At 59.0% G+C, this 15,610-nt stretch carries 16 protein-coding genes and 1 pseudogene; 8 read left to right on the forward strand and 9 right to left on the reverse strand.

What is annotated here, in order from left to right:
* The first annotated feature begins 95 nt into the window (after nucleotides 1-95).
* Nucleotides 96-995 carry a lipid A hydroxylase LpxO gene (gene lpxO / locus FQ192_RS29085; protein WP_149661616.1) on the forward strand — a complete coding sequence of 300 codons (900 nt, stop codon included), beginning with the start codon at nucleotides 96-98 and terminating at the stop codon, nucleotides 993-995.
* A 160-nt stretch (nucleotides 996-1,155) separates the two neighbouring features.
* On the opposite strand, the gene ligD is transcribed toward lpxO, so the two are convergent.
* Complete coding sequence (gene ligD / locus FQ192_RS29090) at nucleotides 1,156-3,663, reverse strand: DNA ligase D (protein ID WP_149661617.1); 2,508 nt, start codon at nucleotides 3,661-3,663, stop codon at nucleotides 1,156-1,158.
* A 33-nt stretch (nucleotides 3,664-3,696) separates the two neighbouring features.
* Complete coding sequence (locus tag FQ192_RS29095) at nucleotides 3,697-4,572, reverse strand: Ku protein (RefSeq protein ID WP_149661618.1); 876 nt, start codon at nucleotides 4,570-4,572, stop codon at nucleotides 3,697-3,699.
* Between the two features lie 202 nt (nucleotides 4,573-4,774).
* Here FQ192_RS29095 and FQ192_RS29100 point away from each other — a divergent pair, with 202 nt between their 5' ends.
* Both FQ192_RS29100 and FQ192_RS29105 read left to right on the forward strand, forming a co-directional pair.
* Nucleotides 4,775-5,089, forward strand: a complete 315-nt coding sequence (locus FQ192_RS29100; protein WP_149661619.1) for a hypothetical protein — start codon at nucleotides 4,775-4,777, stop codon at nucleotides 5,087-5,089.
* 51 nt (nucleotides 5,090-5,140) lie between these two features.
* Nucleotides 5,141-6,292, forward strand: coding sequence for a PQQ-dependent sugar dehydrogenase (locus FQ192_RS29105; RefSeq protein WP_149661620.1), 1,152 nt, complete (start codon nucleotides 5,141-5,143; stop codon nucleotides 6,290-6,292).
* 126 nt (nucleotides 6,293-6,418) lie between these two features.
* Here the strand turns inward: FQ192_RS29105 and rimI are convergent, their stop codons facing one another.
* A complete protein-coding gene (rimI, locus tag FQ192_RS29115) occupies nucleotides 6,419-7,519 on the reverse strand; it encodes a ribosomal protein S18-alanine N-acetyltransferase (protein ID WP_149661622.1) in 1,101 nt (366 codons plus the stop codon).
* 92 nt (nucleotides 7,520-7,611) lie between these two features.
* Between rimI and FQ192_RS29120 the strand changes: the two genes are divergently transcribed.
* Complete coding sequence (locus FQ192_RS29120; protein ID WP_149661623.1) at nucleotides 7,612-9,186, forward strand: RimK family protein; 1,575 nt, start codon at nucleotides 7,612-7,614, stop codon at nucleotides 9,184-9,186.
* Nucleotides 9,187-9,193: 7 nt separating this feature from the next.
* Complete coding sequence (locus FQ192_RS29125; protein WP_133839708.1) at nucleotides 9,194-10,117, forward strand: magnesium transporter CorA family protein; 924 nt, start codon at nucleotides 9,194-9,196, stop codon at nucleotides 10,115-10,117.
* Here FQ192_RS29125 and FQ192_RS29130 read toward each other — a convergent pair.
* On the reverse strand, nucleotides 10,098-10,430 hold the full coding sequence (locus FQ192_RS29130; protein ID WP_149661624.1) for a DUF2834 domain-containing protein: 333 nt from the start codon (nucleotides 10,428-10,430) through the stop codon (nucleotides 10,098-10,100). The two genes, FQ192_RS29125 and FQ192_RS29130, sit on opposite strands and share 20 nt — an antisense overlap.
* 346 nt (nucleotides 10,431-10,776) lie before the next feature.
* On the opposite strand from FQ192_RS29130, the pseudogene ilvA reads away from it, so the two are divergent.
* Nucleotides 10,777-11,772: pseudogene (gene ilvA, locus FQ192_RS29135) on the forward strand (threonine ammonia-lyase, biosynthetic); the annotation flags it as partial.
* A 24-nt stretch (nucleotides 11,773-11,796) separates the two neighbouring features.
* Here the strand turns inward: ilvA and FQ192_RS29140 are convergent.
* Nucleotides 11,797-12,102 carry an NIPSNAP family protein gene (locus FQ192_RS29140; RefSeq protein ID WP_149661626.1) on the reverse strand — a complete coding sequence of 102 codons (306 nt, stop codon included), beginning with the start codon at nucleotides 12,100-12,102 and terminating at the stop codon, nucleotides 11,797-11,799.
* Nucleotides 12,103-12,284: 182 nt separating this feature from the next.
* Complete coding sequence (eco, locus tag FQ192_RS29145; RefSeq protein WP_149661627.1) at nucleotides 12,285-12,767, reverse strand: serine protease inhibitor ecotin; 483 nt, start codon at nucleotides 12,765-12,767, stop codon at nucleotides 12,285-12,287.
* A gap of 385 nt (nucleotides 12,768-13,152) precedes the next feature.
* Between eco and FQ192_RS29150 the strand changes: the two genes are divergently transcribed.
* The gene (locus FQ192_RS29150; protein WP_149661628.1) at nucleotides 13,153-13,422 is read left to right on the forward strand and encodes a DUF1652 domain-containing protein; all 270 of its coding nucleotides are present in this window, start codon (nucleotides 13,153-13,155) and stop codon (nucleotides 13,420-13,422) included.
* Here the strand turns inward: FQ192_RS29150 and FQ192_RS29155 are convergent.
* The 3 genes from FQ192_RS29155 to FQ192_RS29165 form a co-directional block, all read right to left on the reverse strand.
* On the reverse strand, nucleotides 13,419-13,814 hold the full coding sequence (locus FQ192_RS29155; RefSeq protein ID WP_149661629.1) for a hypothetical protein: 396 nt from the start codon (nucleotides 13,812-13,814) through the stop codon (nucleotides 13,419-13,421). The genes FQ192_RS29150 and FQ192_RS29155 overlap by 4 nt on opposite strands.
* 91 nt (nucleotides 13,815-13,905) lie before the next feature.
* Nucleotides 13,906-14,175, reverse strand: coding sequence for a DUF2790 domain-containing protein (locus FQ192_RS29160; protein WP_149661630.1), 270 nt, complete (start codon nucleotides 14,173-14,175; stop codon nucleotides 13,906-13,908).
* 194 nt (nucleotides 14,176-14,369) lie between these two features.
* On the reverse strand, nucleotides 14,370-14,918 hold the full coding sequence (locus FQ192_RS29165; RefSeq protein ID WP_149661631.1) for a hypothetical protein: 549 nt from the start codon (nucleotides 14,916-14,918) through the stop codon (nucleotides 14,370-14,372).
* A gap of 378 nt (nucleotides 14,919-15,296) precedes the next feature.
* Between FQ192_RS29165 and FQ192_RS29170 the strand changes: the two genes are divergently transcribed.
* Nucleotides 15,297-15,593, forward strand: coding sequence for a hypothetical protein (locus FQ192_RS29170; RefSeq protein ID WP_149661632.1), 297 nt, complete (start codon nucleotides 15,297-15,299; stop codon nucleotides 15,591-15,593).
* The last annotated feature ends 17 nt before the right edge of the window (nucleotides 15,594-15,610 follow it).

Genomic DNA, 15,610 nt, shown 5'->3' on the forward strand with positions numbered 1-15,610 from the left:
GTGCCACCTGGACCGCTGTTTCGTATTCAGACACTGCGCCAGACCGCTTGGCCGGCTAGGCGCAGCTTGTTCACTTCTGACCTGTGACGATTGCCGTGAAACTTATCATTGCCGCTATTTATGTTGTTTCCATCGCGTATGTTCACTTGCGCGGTCGTGTGCGACACAAGTTGGGCCGCCAGTTGAGCGACCACTCGACGTTTCTGGCGCCGATCAACTGCTTCCTTTATCTGTTCTCCAAACTCCCGAGCAAGCCTTACCTCAACCCGGCCGACTTTCCGGACCTGAGCCCGTTGCAGGCGCACTGGGAAGAAATCCGAGCCGAGGGCCAGAATCTGCTGCGTGCCGGGGAGATCAAGCGCTCGAACCAATACGATGACGTGGGTTTCAACTCGTTCTTCAAGAGCGGTTGGAAGCGTTTTTACCTGAAGTGGTACGGCGACAGCCACCCTTCGGCCGAGAAGCTCTGCCCGCGCACCACCGAACTGGTGCAAAGCATCGGCTCGATCAAGGCTGCGATGTTCGCCGAACTGCCACCGGGTTCAAAACTGGTGCGCCACCGCGACCCGTATGCCGGTTCGTATCGTTATCACCTGGGTCTGGAAACGCCGAACGACGCCGGTTGTTACATCAACGTCGACGGTGAGAACTACCACTGGCGCGACGGTGAAGCGGTGATGTTCGACGAGACATTCATTCATTACGCCGAAAACACCACCGACCAGAACCGCATCATCCTGTTCTGCGACGTCGAACGGCCGATGAAGTATCGCTGGGCGTCGGCGTTCAATGCCTGGTTCAGCCGTACCGTGATGTCGGCGGCGGGCGCGCCGAACGATGCGGGCGACAAGACAGGTGGCATCAACCGGTTGTTCACCAAAATCTACAAGGTTCGCCTACGTGGCAAGGAGCTGAAGAAGCGCAATCGTGCGCGTTATTACCTGGAGAAGTGGGCGATTTTTGGTGGGTTGTTGGCGGTTTTCGTTCTGATCTGAGTGTTGTGGTGGGGCGGCCGACGCCTTCGCGGGCAAGTCGGATCGCCGCACCGCTCGCTCCTACAGGGATTTGTGTCGTTCACCTATTATTTGAACGCCGCATAATCCTGTGTAGGAGCGAGGCTTGCCCGCGAAGAGGCCGGTACATTCAACACAACACCTAAGGCTTCTTGCCCCCCAACTGCTTCCACATCTTCGCCGTAATCTTCTGCCGATTGGCATACCCTTCCCACGGATCACCTTTCAACCCTTCAAGCCGCTCCAGCAAATTGGCCACGGTCCATTCCTGTGAGCCATGCAGCGCCGTCAACTCATCCCGTGCAATCGGCACCGACACCGGCAACCCCGGCCGCGCCCGCACCGAATACGCCGCCACCGTACTGGCCCCACGGGTATTGCGCAGGTAATCGACGAAGATCTTGCCGACCCGGTTTTTCGGGCCCATGGTCGCGGTGATCCGTTCCGGCAACTGCTGCGCCATGAACTGGGCGATGGCCTTGGCGAACCCCTTGACCGTGTCCCAATCATCCTTGCGCGCCAGCGGCACAATGATGTGCATGCCTTTGCCGCCGCTGGTTTTCAGAAAGGCGTCGAGACCGATTTCATCAAGTACCGACAGGGTCAGTTGCGTCGCCTCGACCATGCTTTTCCACGGCAACGCCGGGTCGGGGTCGAGGTCGAGCACAAACAGGTCGGGCGTTTCGATCTTGTCGTGGGTCGCGCCCCAGGTATGCAACTCGATCGCGCCCATTTGCGCCGCCCCGATCAGCGCCTGGACGCTGTCGATTTCCATCAGGCGTGCATGCCCCAGGTCGATGTTCGGGTCCAGGTGCTTGATATTGGGGATCGCCAGGCGCTCGGCGTGTTTCTGGAAAAACTGCTCGCCGTCCACGCCTTCGGGGGCCCTTAACAGCGACACCGGTCGGTTGCGCAGGAACGGCAGAATCCACTCGCTGATGCTTTCGTAGAACTGCACCAGTTGCAGTTTCTGCGTGCCGCTGTCCTTGTCGATGACGCGATCGGGGTGGGTGATCTTGACCCCGGCGACGGTGCTGTCCTTGCTGCTGGTTTTCTTTTCGCTCACGGGTTTGCTCGCCTTGGGGGATTGGGGCTGTTCACGCACGATTTCGGTCGCCGGTTTGTCGGTGCGCATGGCGATGAACGCGGCTTGGCGCACCACGGCTTCGCGAGTCCATTCGGCAAATTCGGCTTCGCACACCAGTTTCGGCTCGACCCAATGCACGCCTCGGGCCTGGGCGGAGGTCAGTGGCTTGTTCAGCGGCGAGGTTTTGCGTTCGAGCTTCTGCAATTGCCCATGAAACAACTTGAGATTGGCCTGGTTGAACCCGGTGCCGACCCGCCCGGCATACACCAACGCCTGATCGTCATAGACGCCCAGCAGCAGGGCGCCGAAACCGCTGCGCGAACCTTGCGGCGCGGTGTAACCAATGATCACGAATTCCTGGCGCAAGCGGCATTTGAGCTTGATCCAGTCCGGGCTGCGGCGTGACACATAAGGGCTGCCGGCGCGCTTGCCGATCACGCCTTCCAGGGACAGCGCACAGGCGCTTTCGACGATGTCCTGATGGTTCGCGGTGAAGGCTTCCGAAAAGCGCAGCACTTGCCGCGACTTCCGTCCCAAGGCTTTTTTCAACGCCGCACGGCGGTCTTCCACTGGCATCGCACGCTGATCGACGCCGTGCAGGAACGGCGCGTCAAACACGAAATAAACGATGTCCACCGAGCGCCCAATTTCGAAGGCGTTTTGCAGCGCCTGAAAATCCGGGAAACCCTTGTCGTTCAGCACCACCGCTTCGCCATCGAGCCAACTGCCGTCGAGCTTCATCTCGGCCAGGGCCTTGGCCTGCAACGGCAGTTTGGCGGTCCAGTCGTGGCCGTTGCGGGTCAACAGCTTCACCTCGCCGTCGTCGATGCGGGCGAGGATGCGGTAGCCGTCGAACTTGATTTCGTAGCGCCAATCATCGGCCGGGGCCTTTTCCATCAGCGTGGCCAGTTGCGGGCTGAACGTTTCGGGCAGGGTGGTCGGTTTGGGCTTTTTAACGATTTTTTTGACGGCTTTTTTGATGGTCTTATCGCCCACCGTGGTATCACTCAACACGCTTTTGGGCAGCTCGGCGACCACGTCAAACTCGCTGATCGGCCGTGCCTGTTGATCCTTCTCCTTGATCAGCAACCATTGTTCCTTGTCGCCACTGCCGCGCAGGTGCGTGCGCACCAAGGCCCAGTCACCGGAAAGCTTTTCGCCGATCAGGGTGAATTTCAGTTTGCCGGCCTTGTAGGTTTGCTGCGGATCACCAATCGGTTGCCAGACGCCGTGGTCCCAGACAATCACATCCCCGGCGCCGTACTGGCCCTCGGGGATGCTGCCTTCAAAGGTGCCGTAACTGATCGGGTGGTCTTCGACATGCACCGCCAGGCGCTTTTGCGCTGGATCGAGGCTCGGGCCCTTCGGCACCGCCCAGCTTTTCAGGGTGCCGTCGAGTTCCAGGCGAAAGTCGTAATGCAGGTTGCGCGCATCGTGCTTCTGGATCACGAAACGCAGGGCCGAGGCAGTTTTCTTTCCGCGTTTGGCCGGCGCCGATTCGGGCGGCTCCGACGTGATCTCGAAGTTGCGTTTGCGCGTGTATTCACTCACCGGTTTAGCCATGGCGGACTACCCTGTGCTGCGAGTCCCGGGCCGTCAGCCGCGAGAGCTCTCCGTGGCTTTTTTCGCTGGGGCCGGTTTGGCGGCGGCTTTGCGCGGTTTGGCCGCTGGTTTGGCGGCGGCCTTGCCGCCGAGGCTGCGTTTGAGCAGTTCGGTCAAATCGATAACATCGGCGGTTTTGCGTTCCTCTTCGCCGCTGGTGCTTTCGACGTCTTCGATCTTGCCTTCATGGGCCTTTTTCTCGACCAGGGCCATGATCTTGTCTTCAAAGCTGTCGCGGTAATCCTCGGGTTTCCAGTCGGCGCTCATGTCTTCCACCAGGCGCTTGGCCATCTCCAGCTCTCCTTTTGCCAGTTCCGGTTTGGTCACTTCACTGCCCAACGCCAATTCATCCAGGCTGCGCACTTCCGCCGGCCAGCGCAGCATCACCAGCACCATGGCCGATTCCAGTGGCATCAGCGCCGCCAAATGCTGGCGGGTGTGCAGCACGACATGGGCGAGGGCGACCTTGTTGGTTTTGCTCAAGGTTTCACGCAAAAGTGCGTAGACCTTGCCGCCACGTTTGTCCGGTGCCAAGTAATAAGGTGTGTCGATGTTTTGCAGCGGAATCTGCTCACTGTCGACAAAGGCGAAGATGTCGATGGTCTGGGTCGACAACGGGTGCGCCGAGCGGATTTCCTCTTCGCTGAGCACCACGTAACGGCCCTTTTCGTAGGCCACGCCTTTGACGATGTGTTCTTTGGTGACTTCCTTGCCGGTGACCTTGTTGACGCGCTTGTAGCCCACCGGGTCCATGCTGCGGCTGTCGAGCCAGTCGAAATCCACCCCTTGGGATGAAGTGGCCGACACCAGTGCCACAGGGATGTGCACCAAGCCGAAACTGATTGCGCCTTTCCAGATTGCCCGGGCCATCGTCGTGTACTCGCAAGTGATGATCAGGTGACCTGCGGCCCCGCGCAAAAGTTTCAGCGGCTTGCGCCCAAGCCCTGCGGGGGGATCAGCGGTGCGGCAAACGGGTGTTACATCTGTGAAGGAGGTTTCAGTTAACAAATGCGAACCTCGGGCGTAGCGTGGCATCGAAGACTCTATTCCCGTGTCCGCAGTGAGGCTCCCCATGAACAGATTTGTGCTCGGTTGCACCGTGTTGGCCTTGAGCGCTTTGCTCGGCCAGGCGGCCCAGGCCCAGAGCCCGACGGGCAGCAGCAACAACAATCCCTACAACAGCCCGATTCACCGGGCCAATCCCAACAGCATGCAGGGCACGCAGCCCGCCACCCGGCAGCCAACGTTCGCGCCGACGCCGCGTCCGCCCACCCTGGACAACGGCGGCATCGGCAACCGATATCCCCAGAACAAATCGGCGCCCAGCGCGCCACCGAAATTCATTCCCAACCCACCTCCAAGGGACTCGGACAGCAGCAACCGTTGAACGGCGGGACTGAGGTTCTGTCAGCCATTCGAACAGCAAAAGGAAGCGTGCATGTTGCGTAAAACCCTCCTGGCCACCTTCTGCGCCAGCGTACTGATCACCGCCACGGCGCCTGTTTTCGCCGCGCCCACCCAGGAACTCAAAAGCGAACAAGGCACCCTTGAGGTCACGCCGATCACCAAAGGCCTGGAACACCCGTGGGCCCTGGCGTTTCTCCCGGACCGCAAAGGCATGCTGGTGACCGAACGGCCCGGCAACTTGCGGGTGGTCACGGTCGACGGCAAACGTTCGGCGCCCATCAGCGGGGTACCCAAGGTCTGGGCCAAGGGGCAGGGCGGTTTGCTCGATGTGGCGCTGTCACCTGACTTCAAGCAGGACCGCATGGTCTATCTGTCCTACGCCGAAGGTGGCGGTGAGGGTGACAAGGCCGGGACCGCGGTCGGTCGCGGGCGTTTGTCCGAAGACCTGACCACCCTCAAGGATTTCAAGGTGATCTTCCGTCAGGAGCCGAAGCTTTCGGTCGGCAATCATTTCGGCTCACGGCTGGTATTTGATCGTGACGGCTACCTGTTCATCACCCTGGGCGAAAACAACGACCGCATGACCGCCCAGGATCTCGACAAGTTGCAGGGCAAAGTGGTGCGGATCTACCCGGACGGCAAGGTGCCGGATGACAACCCTTTTGTCGGTCAGGCCGGCGTGCGACCGGAGATCTGGTCCTACGGCCAGCGTAACCCCCAGGGCGCGGCGCTCAATCCGTGGAACGGTACGCTGTGGGAAAACGAGCATGGGCCCAAGGGTGGCGACGAAATCAACGTCATCGAGCGCGGCAAGAACTACGGTTGGCCGCTGGCAACCAACGGCATCAACTATTCCGGCCAGCCGATCCCGGAATCCAAGGGCAAGACCGCCGAAGGCACCGTGCCACCGCACCATGTCTGGGAAGTTTCTCCTGGCATCAGCGGCATGGCGTTCTACGACGCCGATCGCTTCAAGCCTTGGCAACACAACGTGTTTATCGGCGCGCTGGTGAGCCAGGAACTGATTCGGTTGCAGTTCGATGGCGACAAAGTCGTGCATGAAGAGCGCTTGCTGGGCGAACTCAAGGAGCGGATCCGCGATGTGCGACAGGGGCCGGACGGGTATTTGTATGTGCTGACGGATGAGGAGGATGGGGCGCTGTACAAGGTTGGGTTGAAGTGAAGTCTCTGCGCTGATCGTGCTGATCGTTCCCACGCTCCGCGTGGGAATGCAGCCAGGGACGCTCTGCGTCCCAAAGCGTGACGCGGAGCGTCACAAGAGGCATTCCCACCCGGTGCGTGGGAACGGTCACTGGTGGCGGGCATACAGGACAACCGCCGCCCGAAGCTTGCCCCGCCCAAAACTGCACATCTTCTCAAACTCCCCATGACTCACCGGCAGATGCTGGCAATCCATGGGTTGCCGATGCTGGCTGTGATCCACATCCGGGTCATGCAGGTAGACAAACTCTTCGTCGCAATCGGTCACCATCACCCAATGCGGCGCCTTGGAGCGGGTCAGGCGGTAGCTGCTGATCAGCACCAATGGCTGTCCACCCGCGTCCAGCAACCGTGGCAAATCCAGCGTTCCGCCAATCACCCGCTCCACATCGGTGTTCTGCAACTGCGCGGTGAACTCTTCGTGCACCAAACGCATGACGTCTTTTTTATGTTCATCGCGCACCCCATCGAGAAACAACGGCCCGGCCATGCTCAGTTGCAGCTGCACACGAAACCCGCGCCGCCATGCCGCCAACGCCAAACCTTGCGGGCTGCAACCACCGTGGCCCGAGGTCATGAACACCGTGGTCGCCTCGCGCCAGATTTGTAGCTCTTCACGTCGCTCCAGCAATCGCCCCTGCTGCAGCGCCCCCATCGCCATCAGCAAGCACGCCGGGCCACAGGTGAAATCGGTGGTCTGCCGATACCAAGGCACCTGGATGTTGCGCGAATCACGGTGCTGGAGGATGCGCTTCTCCAGACGCAGCGCGTCGGCATGGTCCTGGTAATAGTCATGAATCAGCGCAAACCGCCGGTAACCATTGCGCTCATACAAGGCAATCGCTGCCGGGTTGTCGATGCGCACTTCCAGGCGCAAGTAGGCGCAATCATGCTCAAGCGCGCAGGCCTCGACCCGCTCCAGCAACTGTTTGCCCAAGCCGTTGCCTCGGGCCTCGGCCGCGATGGCAATGGAGTACAACCGCGCCAGGGACGTGCCACGGTGGAACAGCACCACCGCGTAGCCGAGCAGTGCGTCAGCGTGTTCCGCCACCAGCAACTGCCCGTGAGCCTTGGTGATCATCCACTGAAAACTGCGACTGTTGAGCCGGTCCGTGGTGAAGCATTGCTCTTCAAGTTTCAACAGTGCCGGTAAGTCTTCAACTACCGCCAAGCGAAAGACAGGATTCATATGACCGCCGTAAAAGTTGCGTAACGAAACGGGACTTTCGAAAAAGTTCGTGCTTAATAGGAAAGGTCTTGTTCTCCAACGGATCAATCACTATGTCAGCGGTACAAGGTCATTGGCGCGAAGTATCCGAGCAAAGTTTGCCGGCGGCAACTTATTTAAATGACGCGGTCAGCACTTCAAGTCAGTTGATTATCATCGTCGAACGCAAGGAAGACTGGGCGTCATATTTTCCCAGTGAAGACATCGTCACGGCCCAGGAATACCTGGAACAAACCCGCGACAACGAGCAGGGTAAACGGGTGCAGGTGATCAACCTGTGCCGCAGCTACAAGTACCTGGGGCACGGTTACTACTGCTCGCTGCTGGCCGAAGCCCGGGGGCACAAGGTCATTCCATCGGTGCGGACCATCAGTGAACTGACGCGTAAATCGCTGTATGGGCTGTCCCTGGACGATCTGGATAAACCGCTGGAAAAAGCCCTCAGTAATCATCTTTACAGCGATACCGAAGGCTTTACGCTAACCCTTTATTTTGGCAAGACTAATATCGAACCCTTGCAGGATCTGGCGCGGCAACTGTTTGAAGTGTTCCCATGTCCGATATTGCTAGTTGAGTTTAGAAGAACTAACGGCTGGCACATTGAAGGTGTAAAGTCCGGCGCCTTGCACAAGTTGCGTGAAGATCAGGAAGACCAATTTGCCAACTCCCTGGACAGTTTCAGTCGCAAGATCTGGCGTGTACCGCGCTCACGGCGCCTGGCGCGTTATGACCTGGCGATCCTGCATGATCCGCAAGAAGCGTTACCACCCTCCAACGCCAAGGCCCTCGATAACTTCGTGCGGGTCGGTAAGACCCTGGGCATCGACGTCGAGCTGATCGAGCGCAAGGACTACGCCCGCATCGCCGAATACGACGGCCTGCTGATCCGCGAGACGACAAGCGTCGACAACCATACCTACCGCTTCGCCAAGAAAGCCGAGAGCGAAGGGCTGGTGGTGATGGATGACCCGGCGTCGATCCTGCGCTGCACCAACAAGGTCTACCTGACCGACCTGCTGAAAAGCCACCAGTTGGGCATGCCCGCCACCGAAATTCTCTACAAGGAGCGACCGGAAGACTTCGAACGGGTCGGCGAGCGTCTGGGCTTTCCGCTGGTGTTGAAGATCCCCGACGGCTGCTTCTCCCGAGGCGTGATCAAGGTCGAAAGCCAGCAAGCCTTGCTCGAAGCCACCGCTGAATTGTTCGAACACTCGGTGTTGCTGCTGGCTCAGGAATTCTTCTACACCGAGTACGACTGGCGCATCGGTGTGCTCAACCGCAAGCCGATCTTTGCCTGCCAGTACTTCATGTCCAAGGGCCATTGGCAGATCTACAACCACAAAGCCAAGGGCCAGGACATCAACGGCGAATGTCGCACCCTGGCGGTCCACGAAGCGCCGCGCGCGGTGGTGGAGCTGGCGGTGAAGACTGCCAACCTGATCGGCGATGGCTTGTACGGCGTCGACCTCAAGCAGTCTGGCGACAAAGTGGTGGTCATCGAGGTCAACGATAATCCGAACATGGACGCTGGCATCGAAGACGCTTATTTGCAGGACGATTTGTACTCGCTGGTGCTGGAAGAGTTCGTCCGGCGCCTGGAGCTCAAGCGACGCGGCCAGGCCTGGTGAACGGCCGATGATCAAGAGTTTTCAACTGACCCAAGGCGCCCTGCACAAGGTTGAACGGCTGGACGCCGAAGTGATGCTGTTCAGCAACCCCGATGCCGCCGAGCGGGACTTGCTGCACAGCCATTTCAAACTCGATGAACATGCCCTGGCTTCGGCCCTGGACCCCGACGAGGTGTCGCGCATCGAGTTTCACCCCGACAACCTGTTCCTGATCTGGAAACGCCCGGAAAACTATTCCGGTGCCGGCAGCCTGGCCTTCGAGGTGTCGTCCTGCGGCTTGCTGTTCTCGCCGGGCCGCTTGCTGGTGATCGCCACCGACGACTCGCCGCTGCACGGGCTCGGCACCCGCCAGCGGCTCAACACGCCGCTGGATGTGTTGCTGGATTTGCTGTTCAACAACATCCATCACTACCTGGGCCACCTCAAGGTGATCAAACTGGTTGCCCGGGAGTTGCAGCAAAAATTCAACGCCTCGATGGAAAACCAGCACCTGATCCAAATGTTCAACCTCAGCGAAAGCCTGATCTATTACATCAACGCCATCCACAGCAACGGCGCCGTGCTGACCCGGCTGCGCAACCACGCGGAAAAGGAACACTTCAGCGCCGAGGCCATTGGCCTGATCGACGACCTGATCATCGAAAACAACCAGTGCTACAAACAGGCGGAAATCTACTCCACGGTGTTCTCCGGACTGATCGACGCCCGGGGCAACCTGATGAACAACAGCATGAACAACCTGTTGCGCAAACTGACGCTGATCAACGTGGTGTTTCTGCCGTTGAATTTGATTGCGAGCATTGGCGGCATGTCCGAGTTCAGCATGATGACGGCCGGGACGCCGTGGTGGGTGTCCTATCCGTTGTTCTTGACGGCGATGATGCTCGGGGCCGGTGTAATGGTGCTGGGGCTCAGGCGGCTGGCGAAGTGAGTGCCTTGCGCCGATCCTGCAAGCCACGGACAACCAGGTATAGCAACGGCCCGATCGACACGAAAATCGCGGTGAGCAACAGATAGGGAATCACGGACAGCGCCGATTGGCCGCGCTTGCGCGCATCGTGGTACATCCAGATGCCCGCCAGCGTCGCCAGCAGATAAAGATCAATCACCACCTGCGCCGTATCCGGACGCGACATCAAGCTGATGCCGAAATCGATCAACGACTGTTCGGCCTGCAGCATCACCGACACGGTGTAGCCAGCAAACGCGATCAAGGCAATCAGGGGCAGGGCGACAGACTTCATGGTTTCCATCCTTGGGGGCAATGAGCGGAGTCGCCAGACTACAGAGCCCCGGCAAAATTGGCCATTGACTTGCCCGCGTCGCCCGGCTAATTTCCAGCCATGACTTCCACCGTATTGCGCTGCCAGCCAAGCATTATTACCGCCATTCCTTATTTGGCGGGCTAGCTCACGACTGCAGCACCCAACCCGCCCTAGAGGCGGGTTTTTACTTTCTGTCTCCTGGGTTTTGAATCGACGCACCACCCGTGTTGGAGCTGCCGAAGGCTGCGATCTTTTGCTGTTTGAAGATCAAAAGATCGCAGCCTTCGGCAGCTCCTAAGCAGGTCGTGTGGAACAGGAGATCAGCATGAACAGTACCGTCGCCCAGCAGGCCTTGCTTGAGCACTACGTGAAAAAGATCCTCGCCGCGCCGGTGTATGAGCTGGCGGTGCGCACGCCCCTGCAACCGGCGCCGGCGCTGTCCGAGGCGTTGGGCAATCAGGTCCTGCTCAAGCGCGAAGACCTGCAACCGACCTTTTCCTTCAAGATCCGTGGCGCCTACAACAAACTGGTGCAGCTCAGCGATGCGCAAAAGGCCTGCGGCGTGATCACGGCTTCAGCGGGCAATCATGCCCAGGGCGTGGCGTTGGCGGCGCGGGAACTGGGGATCGCCGCGACCATCGTCATGCCTTGCACGACGCCGGAGTTGAAGGTGCTCGGCGTGCGCAGCCGTGGTGCCGACGCGGTGCTGCATGGCGAGAGTTTTCCCTTCGCCCTGGAATACGCCCTGAACCTGGCGCAGCAAACCGGTCGCACCTTTGTCTCGCCCTTCGACGACCCGGACGTGATTGCCGGGCAGGGTACCGTCGCTATGGAGATCCTGCGTCAGCACCAAGGACCACTGGATGCGATCTTCGTCCCGGTGGGCGGCGGTGGCTTGATCGCCGGTATCGCCGCGTACGTCAAATACCTGCGACCGGAAGTGCGCATCATCGGCGTCGAGTCGGAACACTCCGCGTGTTTGCAGGCGGCGTTGCGGGCCGGTGAACGGGTGGTTCTGCCCAACGTAGGAACCTTCGCCGACGGCGTGGCAGTGGCGCAGATCGGTGCTTATGGTTTCGAGGTGTGCCGGTTTTGTGTCGATGAAGTCATCACCGTCAGCAACGACGAATTGTGCACGGCGATCAAGAACATCTACGACGACACCCGCTCGATCACCGAGCCTTCCGGCGCCTTGGCCGTGGCCGGAATCAAGAAGTACGTGGCACAGACCGGCGTCCGGGGCCAGACGTTGGTGGCCATCGACTCGGGCGCCAACATCAATTTCGACAGCCTGCGCCATGTGGCCGAGCGCGCTGCGTTGAGCGGCGTCCCGGCGTGAGGGGTATCAGGCCAGCATCGGGCGCAGGAACGTGCGCTCGTAGCTCACAATAAACTTCTTCTCCACCAGCGAGGCCACCAGCGCGGTAGTTTCCGGATCGGTCATCGCGATATGGCGGTAGCTTTCATAGTCCGCCAGCGACGGAAAACTGAACAGGCAGTAGGCAATATTGCTCGCGCCCTCGGACGGCAGGAAGTAGCCGTGATGAGTGCCGCCCAGGCGCTCGACGATACCGAGCCAGGCCTGGGCGTAGGCTTCGAACTCGGGCAGTTGATAGGGATCGATCACGTATTTGACGTGGCAGGTAATCAAAAGAAAGCTCCTGTGGCAAATATCGGAAGGCTGAGGATGATCCCAAGCCTGGTGGTGCCCCTGTGGCGAGGGAGCTTGCTCCCGCTGGGCTGCTTAGCGGCCTCAAGACTTCGAGGGCGGTGGGAGGTTTTGTGAGTGCTGCGCACTCAAGCGGGAGCAAGCGCCCTCGCCACAGTATCGCGCTACTCCTGGACGGCTTTCTCAATCTTGCTCGACGCCGTCCAGATACGATAACGAACCTCAACATCCTTGGGCACGTAAAGCACGATCGGCAGCTTGCTGTTATAGCGCAGCATGAACCCGTCACCGACCACCGGCACGAAGTCTTTTGTGGTCTTGCCATCCGGGCAGGCCATCATCGTGCTCATCGGCCCGATCACCGTTTCCAGCCGATAGAACGGATAACCCCAACCCTCCAGATTCTTCTCTTCGAGCATTCCGCCCAGGCGCTGACGGTTGCAGTCCACAGTCAACGTCTTGCCGGCCAGAATCTCGACCTGGTAGCTGTCTTCCTGGGTTTGTGGCGCGAGACGGATCACCTGGCGGGTAAAACCGCTATCGGCTTTGGGGAATGGCGCAACTTCCTCAAGTTTTGCGGCGTGCGCGGCGCACGACAGCCCGGCAACTATTAGCCCAACGGTCGTGTTTAAGGTCAACGAACCCATGATGCCTCCTTGCGTGTGAGTGGGGTCAGCGGATACTGAAATATTGGGTAGCATTTTTACTGCCGAACACGATGGATGCAAACCCATCGCTGATACCTGCATATTGCAGGGCTTTTACCGGCCCTTCTTGCATCTTGCATGAGGGCAATCTGATGGCGCGCAGCCTAAACCTTTGATTTGCCGACGAGGTGCAGAGCGAATTCTTGGGCATGTTTTATGCTGTAGCTGGTCTTAAGCTGACCGACGAGTTCATATGAGTCAGTGTTGCTACGAGAGAACGGCCAGGTAATGAAATGTTCAGGCCCGCAAGGAAGACAAACGGGTTTTTTCAGCACCGACCGATGATTATTTTGATTGGCAGTCTCACATTAAGGAGAGGGTCGCCATGTTTCTTTCTGCCCTGGAACTTCGCAACATCATTGAAAGCAGCTTCCTGCCGAAGCGCTGTCAATGCACGCTGACGCCTGACTTGTCGATGACCGTAAAAGTGTATGCCGACACGCACACCGATCAACTGGATCTGATGGTGACCGGTATCAACGCCAAACACTTGAATGGTTGTCGCGAAATCAACGACCTGATTGCCGAACTTCGATCCGACTTGCAGCACAGGGCATCCGCCCAGACATTGCATCCGGATCGCAAAGCACTTTAACCCACAGTTTCGAGCTCGACCGATACGCGCCGGGTCTGGAAAAATCCCAGGCCCAGCGCCAGTTCGACCCCGACAGCCAGCAAAATACCTGGCCCGGCATGGCCATTCAGCCATTCGCCGAAGCCCAGTGCTGCCAAACCCCAACAGCCGACAATAAAACCGTTGCTCAAAGCACTGCGAGTCGCGGAAGGCGCCTCGTTGCGAACCAGATAAAACATCACCCCCAACGCCGCAAAGAGCACGGCGCTACGCCGCGCGACCAGTCCCGCCGCCGACGAATACTCGATGCTCCAGACCGCCAATAACTGATCCGGCATCAAGCCCCACACCAACGCCAGCACGAAACACAGCGCGGCGGTGAACGTCGACAACGTACGAAACGATAACTGCATGGCGAATCCTTGCGGCAGTGAGGGAGGCGCCCAAAGCATAGCGCCAGATCCCTCACAGGCAAACCGCAAAGCGCCGAATCAGAGCCTTCTGTCAGTTCTGATAACTGCAGGCGTCAGACAATTTCCGATAGGTGATCTCCGACGGTTTACCCGTGGCACTGTCGATGTACTTCATGTCTGCGTTGACCACTTTGCAGTCCAACGTCGTCGGTTCGTTCAAGGCAATCACCTTGCCCACGTGCAGCGGCATGCCGTACTGGTACGGAGTCGCCTGGGAGGTCGAAGTGTCGTTGGCTTGGGCCAGACCGGTAAACGCGGTGCAGGCGAGGGCAGTGGTGATCAGCAAGGTGCGCATGTTCATGGAGGTTCTCCGGTGCAGGCTTAAAGTCAGCTCGACGAATAAGGCGTCGAACCTGCCGCACTGGGCATCAGGAGAGTCTGAAGGCGTGCGGTCCCGTAAAGTTTTGGACCGCGGCGTTAAGCGATGGTTAACCCGGATGAACGCCACCTGTCGCAAGGCGGTTTCTGACAGAGGTTTCATGTGGGACCGGTCAGTTAGTTGCTGGAACGACTCTCCAGGCGCACGACTTTAAAACCACGCGCCTCGGGAAGCGTGTCAATGCCGATAGCCGTTTCAGCCTGGCCTTTGCCGGCCACGTAGTCATAGAGCAGCAACTTCGTCGGGACTTCATAGCCTTCGTTTGGCATGACCAGACGCATTTGCTGCGGCCCCAGATAGAGCCAACGGGGCAGGGCCTTCTCGGCGAAATCGATTTGCTCAACGCTGTGAGTGACCGGGTTTTTGCGCAACACGACGCCTTTCATATAGGGCGAGCCGTATTCCAGGGCGAATATCAGGGTTGAGGACACGCACTTTGCCAGGACGATGCGGCCGATAAAGTCCTCTTGGGGCATATCGGTGAAGGCGATGTGGGTGTTGCCGTCGAGTTTTACGAAAAGACGATGGCCGTCTTCGGCGGGCTCGGCCAGCAGCGATACCTTGGAGTGGCCGGCTAAAGGGCAGGTGAGGATGGTCTTGAGCGGTTGCGCGTAGGCTGGGGTGGTTAGCAGTGCTGCGATGAGGTACGGCCAAGGTGATTTCATTGGGGCGGGAATCCTTTCGGTTGTTGGGTCCTACATTACTGCCCGTGAGTCGTAAAAAATCCTAAGAAAGCTTCGTCCCGTTCCTACAAGCTTGGGCGCATTGTCGACTTTCGCCGGCCGGCTTCCGGCGGGTACTGTTTGGCATCGCTGCAAAATCAGCGGTCAGGTTTGGTCACCTGCTGCCATCACACAGATGTGTGTGCCATCATTCGCCCCGCGGACTTCTATGTGTTCGTAGTGCGTTGTAATGGCGGCTGTGTGCCGGACGCCTTCGGGCGAGCCGAGTCGATGGTATCGGTTGACCAAGCCTGTACACAGTCCGCCTCCATCGTTTGGTCACGATGCTGGCGGTTATTCACAAATCATCGAGTAACCACTATGCCAACGCTAAATCCATTTCCCGATCGCTACCGCCCAATCAAGAGCAGCGTCACTGATTCAAGCCCCCTGGTCATCGACACCGAGGCCAATCCCCAAGACATTCTCGAAGCCGCACTCCAACGCATCCGTGCCTCCAGCAACTTGCTGGAAACGTTGCATTGCCAGTGCTTCAAAGACGGTGACGTCCAGGACATTCCCCACATTACCCACGCGCTGTATCTGCTGACGCAGGACGGCTGCGATCTATTGCAAGTCGCGCAGCAACAAATGCTGGGCTGGACAGCCCCAGCCTGACGCCCGCAGAAATACGC

The sequence above is a fragment of the Pseudomonas sp. ANT_J12 genome (genome assembly GCF_008370045.1).
In the GTDB taxonomy this organism is placed as follows: Bacteria; Pseudomonadota; Gammaproteobacteria; order Pseudomonadales; family Pseudomonadaceae; genus Aquipseudomonas.

Excerpts from the sequence above, each read along its gene's own strand:
- eco (WP_149661627.1), bottom strand. The coding sequence starts at position 12,767 with ATGGGTTCGTTGACCTTAAACACGACCGTTGGGCTAATAGTTGCCGGG.
- rimI (WP_149661622.1), bottom strand. The coding sequence starts at position 7,519 with ATGAATCCTGTCTTTCGCTTGGCGGTAGTTGAAGACTTACCGGCACTG.
- FQ192_RS29120 (WP_149661623.1), top strand. The coding sequence starts at position 7,612 with ATGTCAGCGGTACAAGGTCATTGGCGCGAAGTATCCGAGCAAAGTTTG.
- FQ192_RS29150 (WP_149661628.1), top strand. The coding sequence starts at position 13,153 with ATGTTTCTTTCTGCCCTGGAACTTCGCAACATCATTGAAAGCAGCTTC.
- FQ192_RS29125 (WP_133839708.1), top strand. The coding sequence starts at position 9,194 with ATGATCAAGAGTTTTCAACTGACCCAAGGCGCCCTGCACAAGGTTGAA.
- FQ192_RS29155 (WP_149661629.1), bottom strand. The coding sequence starts at position 13,814 with ATGCAGTTATCGTTTCGTACGTTGTCGACGTTCACCGCCGCGCTGTGT.
- ligD (WP_149661617.1), bottom strand. The coding sequence starts at position 3,663 with ATGGCTAAACCGGTGAGTGAATACACGCGCAAACGCAACTTCGAGATC.
- FQ192_RS29160 (WP_149661630.1), bottom strand. The coding sequence starts at position 14,175 with ATGAACATGCGCACCTTGCTGATCACCACTGCCCTCGCCTGCACCGCG.
- FQ192_RS29130 (WP_149661624.1), bottom strand. The coding sequence starts at position 10,430 with ATGAAGTCTGTCGCCCTGCCCCTGATTGCCTTGATCGCGTTTGCTGGC.
- FQ192_RS29165 (WP_149661631.1), bottom strand. The coding sequence starts at position 14,918 with ATGAAATCACCTTGGCCGTACCTCATCGCAGCACTGCTAACCACCCCA.
- FQ192_RS29100 (WP_149661619.1), top strand. The coding sequence starts at position 4,775 with ATGAACAGATTTGTGCTCGGTTGCACCGTGTTGGCCTTGAGCGCTTTG.
- FQ192_RS29105 (WP_149661620.1), top strand. The coding sequence starts at position 5,141 with ATGTTGCGTAAAACCCTCCTGGCCACCTTCTGCGCCAGCGTACTGATC.
- FQ192_RS29095 (WP_149661618.1), bottom strand. The coding sequence starts at position 4,572 with ATGGCCCGGGCAATCTGGAAAGGCGCAATCAGTTTCGGCTTGGTGCAC.
- FQ192_RS29170 (WP_149661632.1), top strand. The coding sequence starts at position 15,297 with ATGCCAACGCTAAATCCATTTCCCGATCGCTACCGCCCAATCAAGAGC.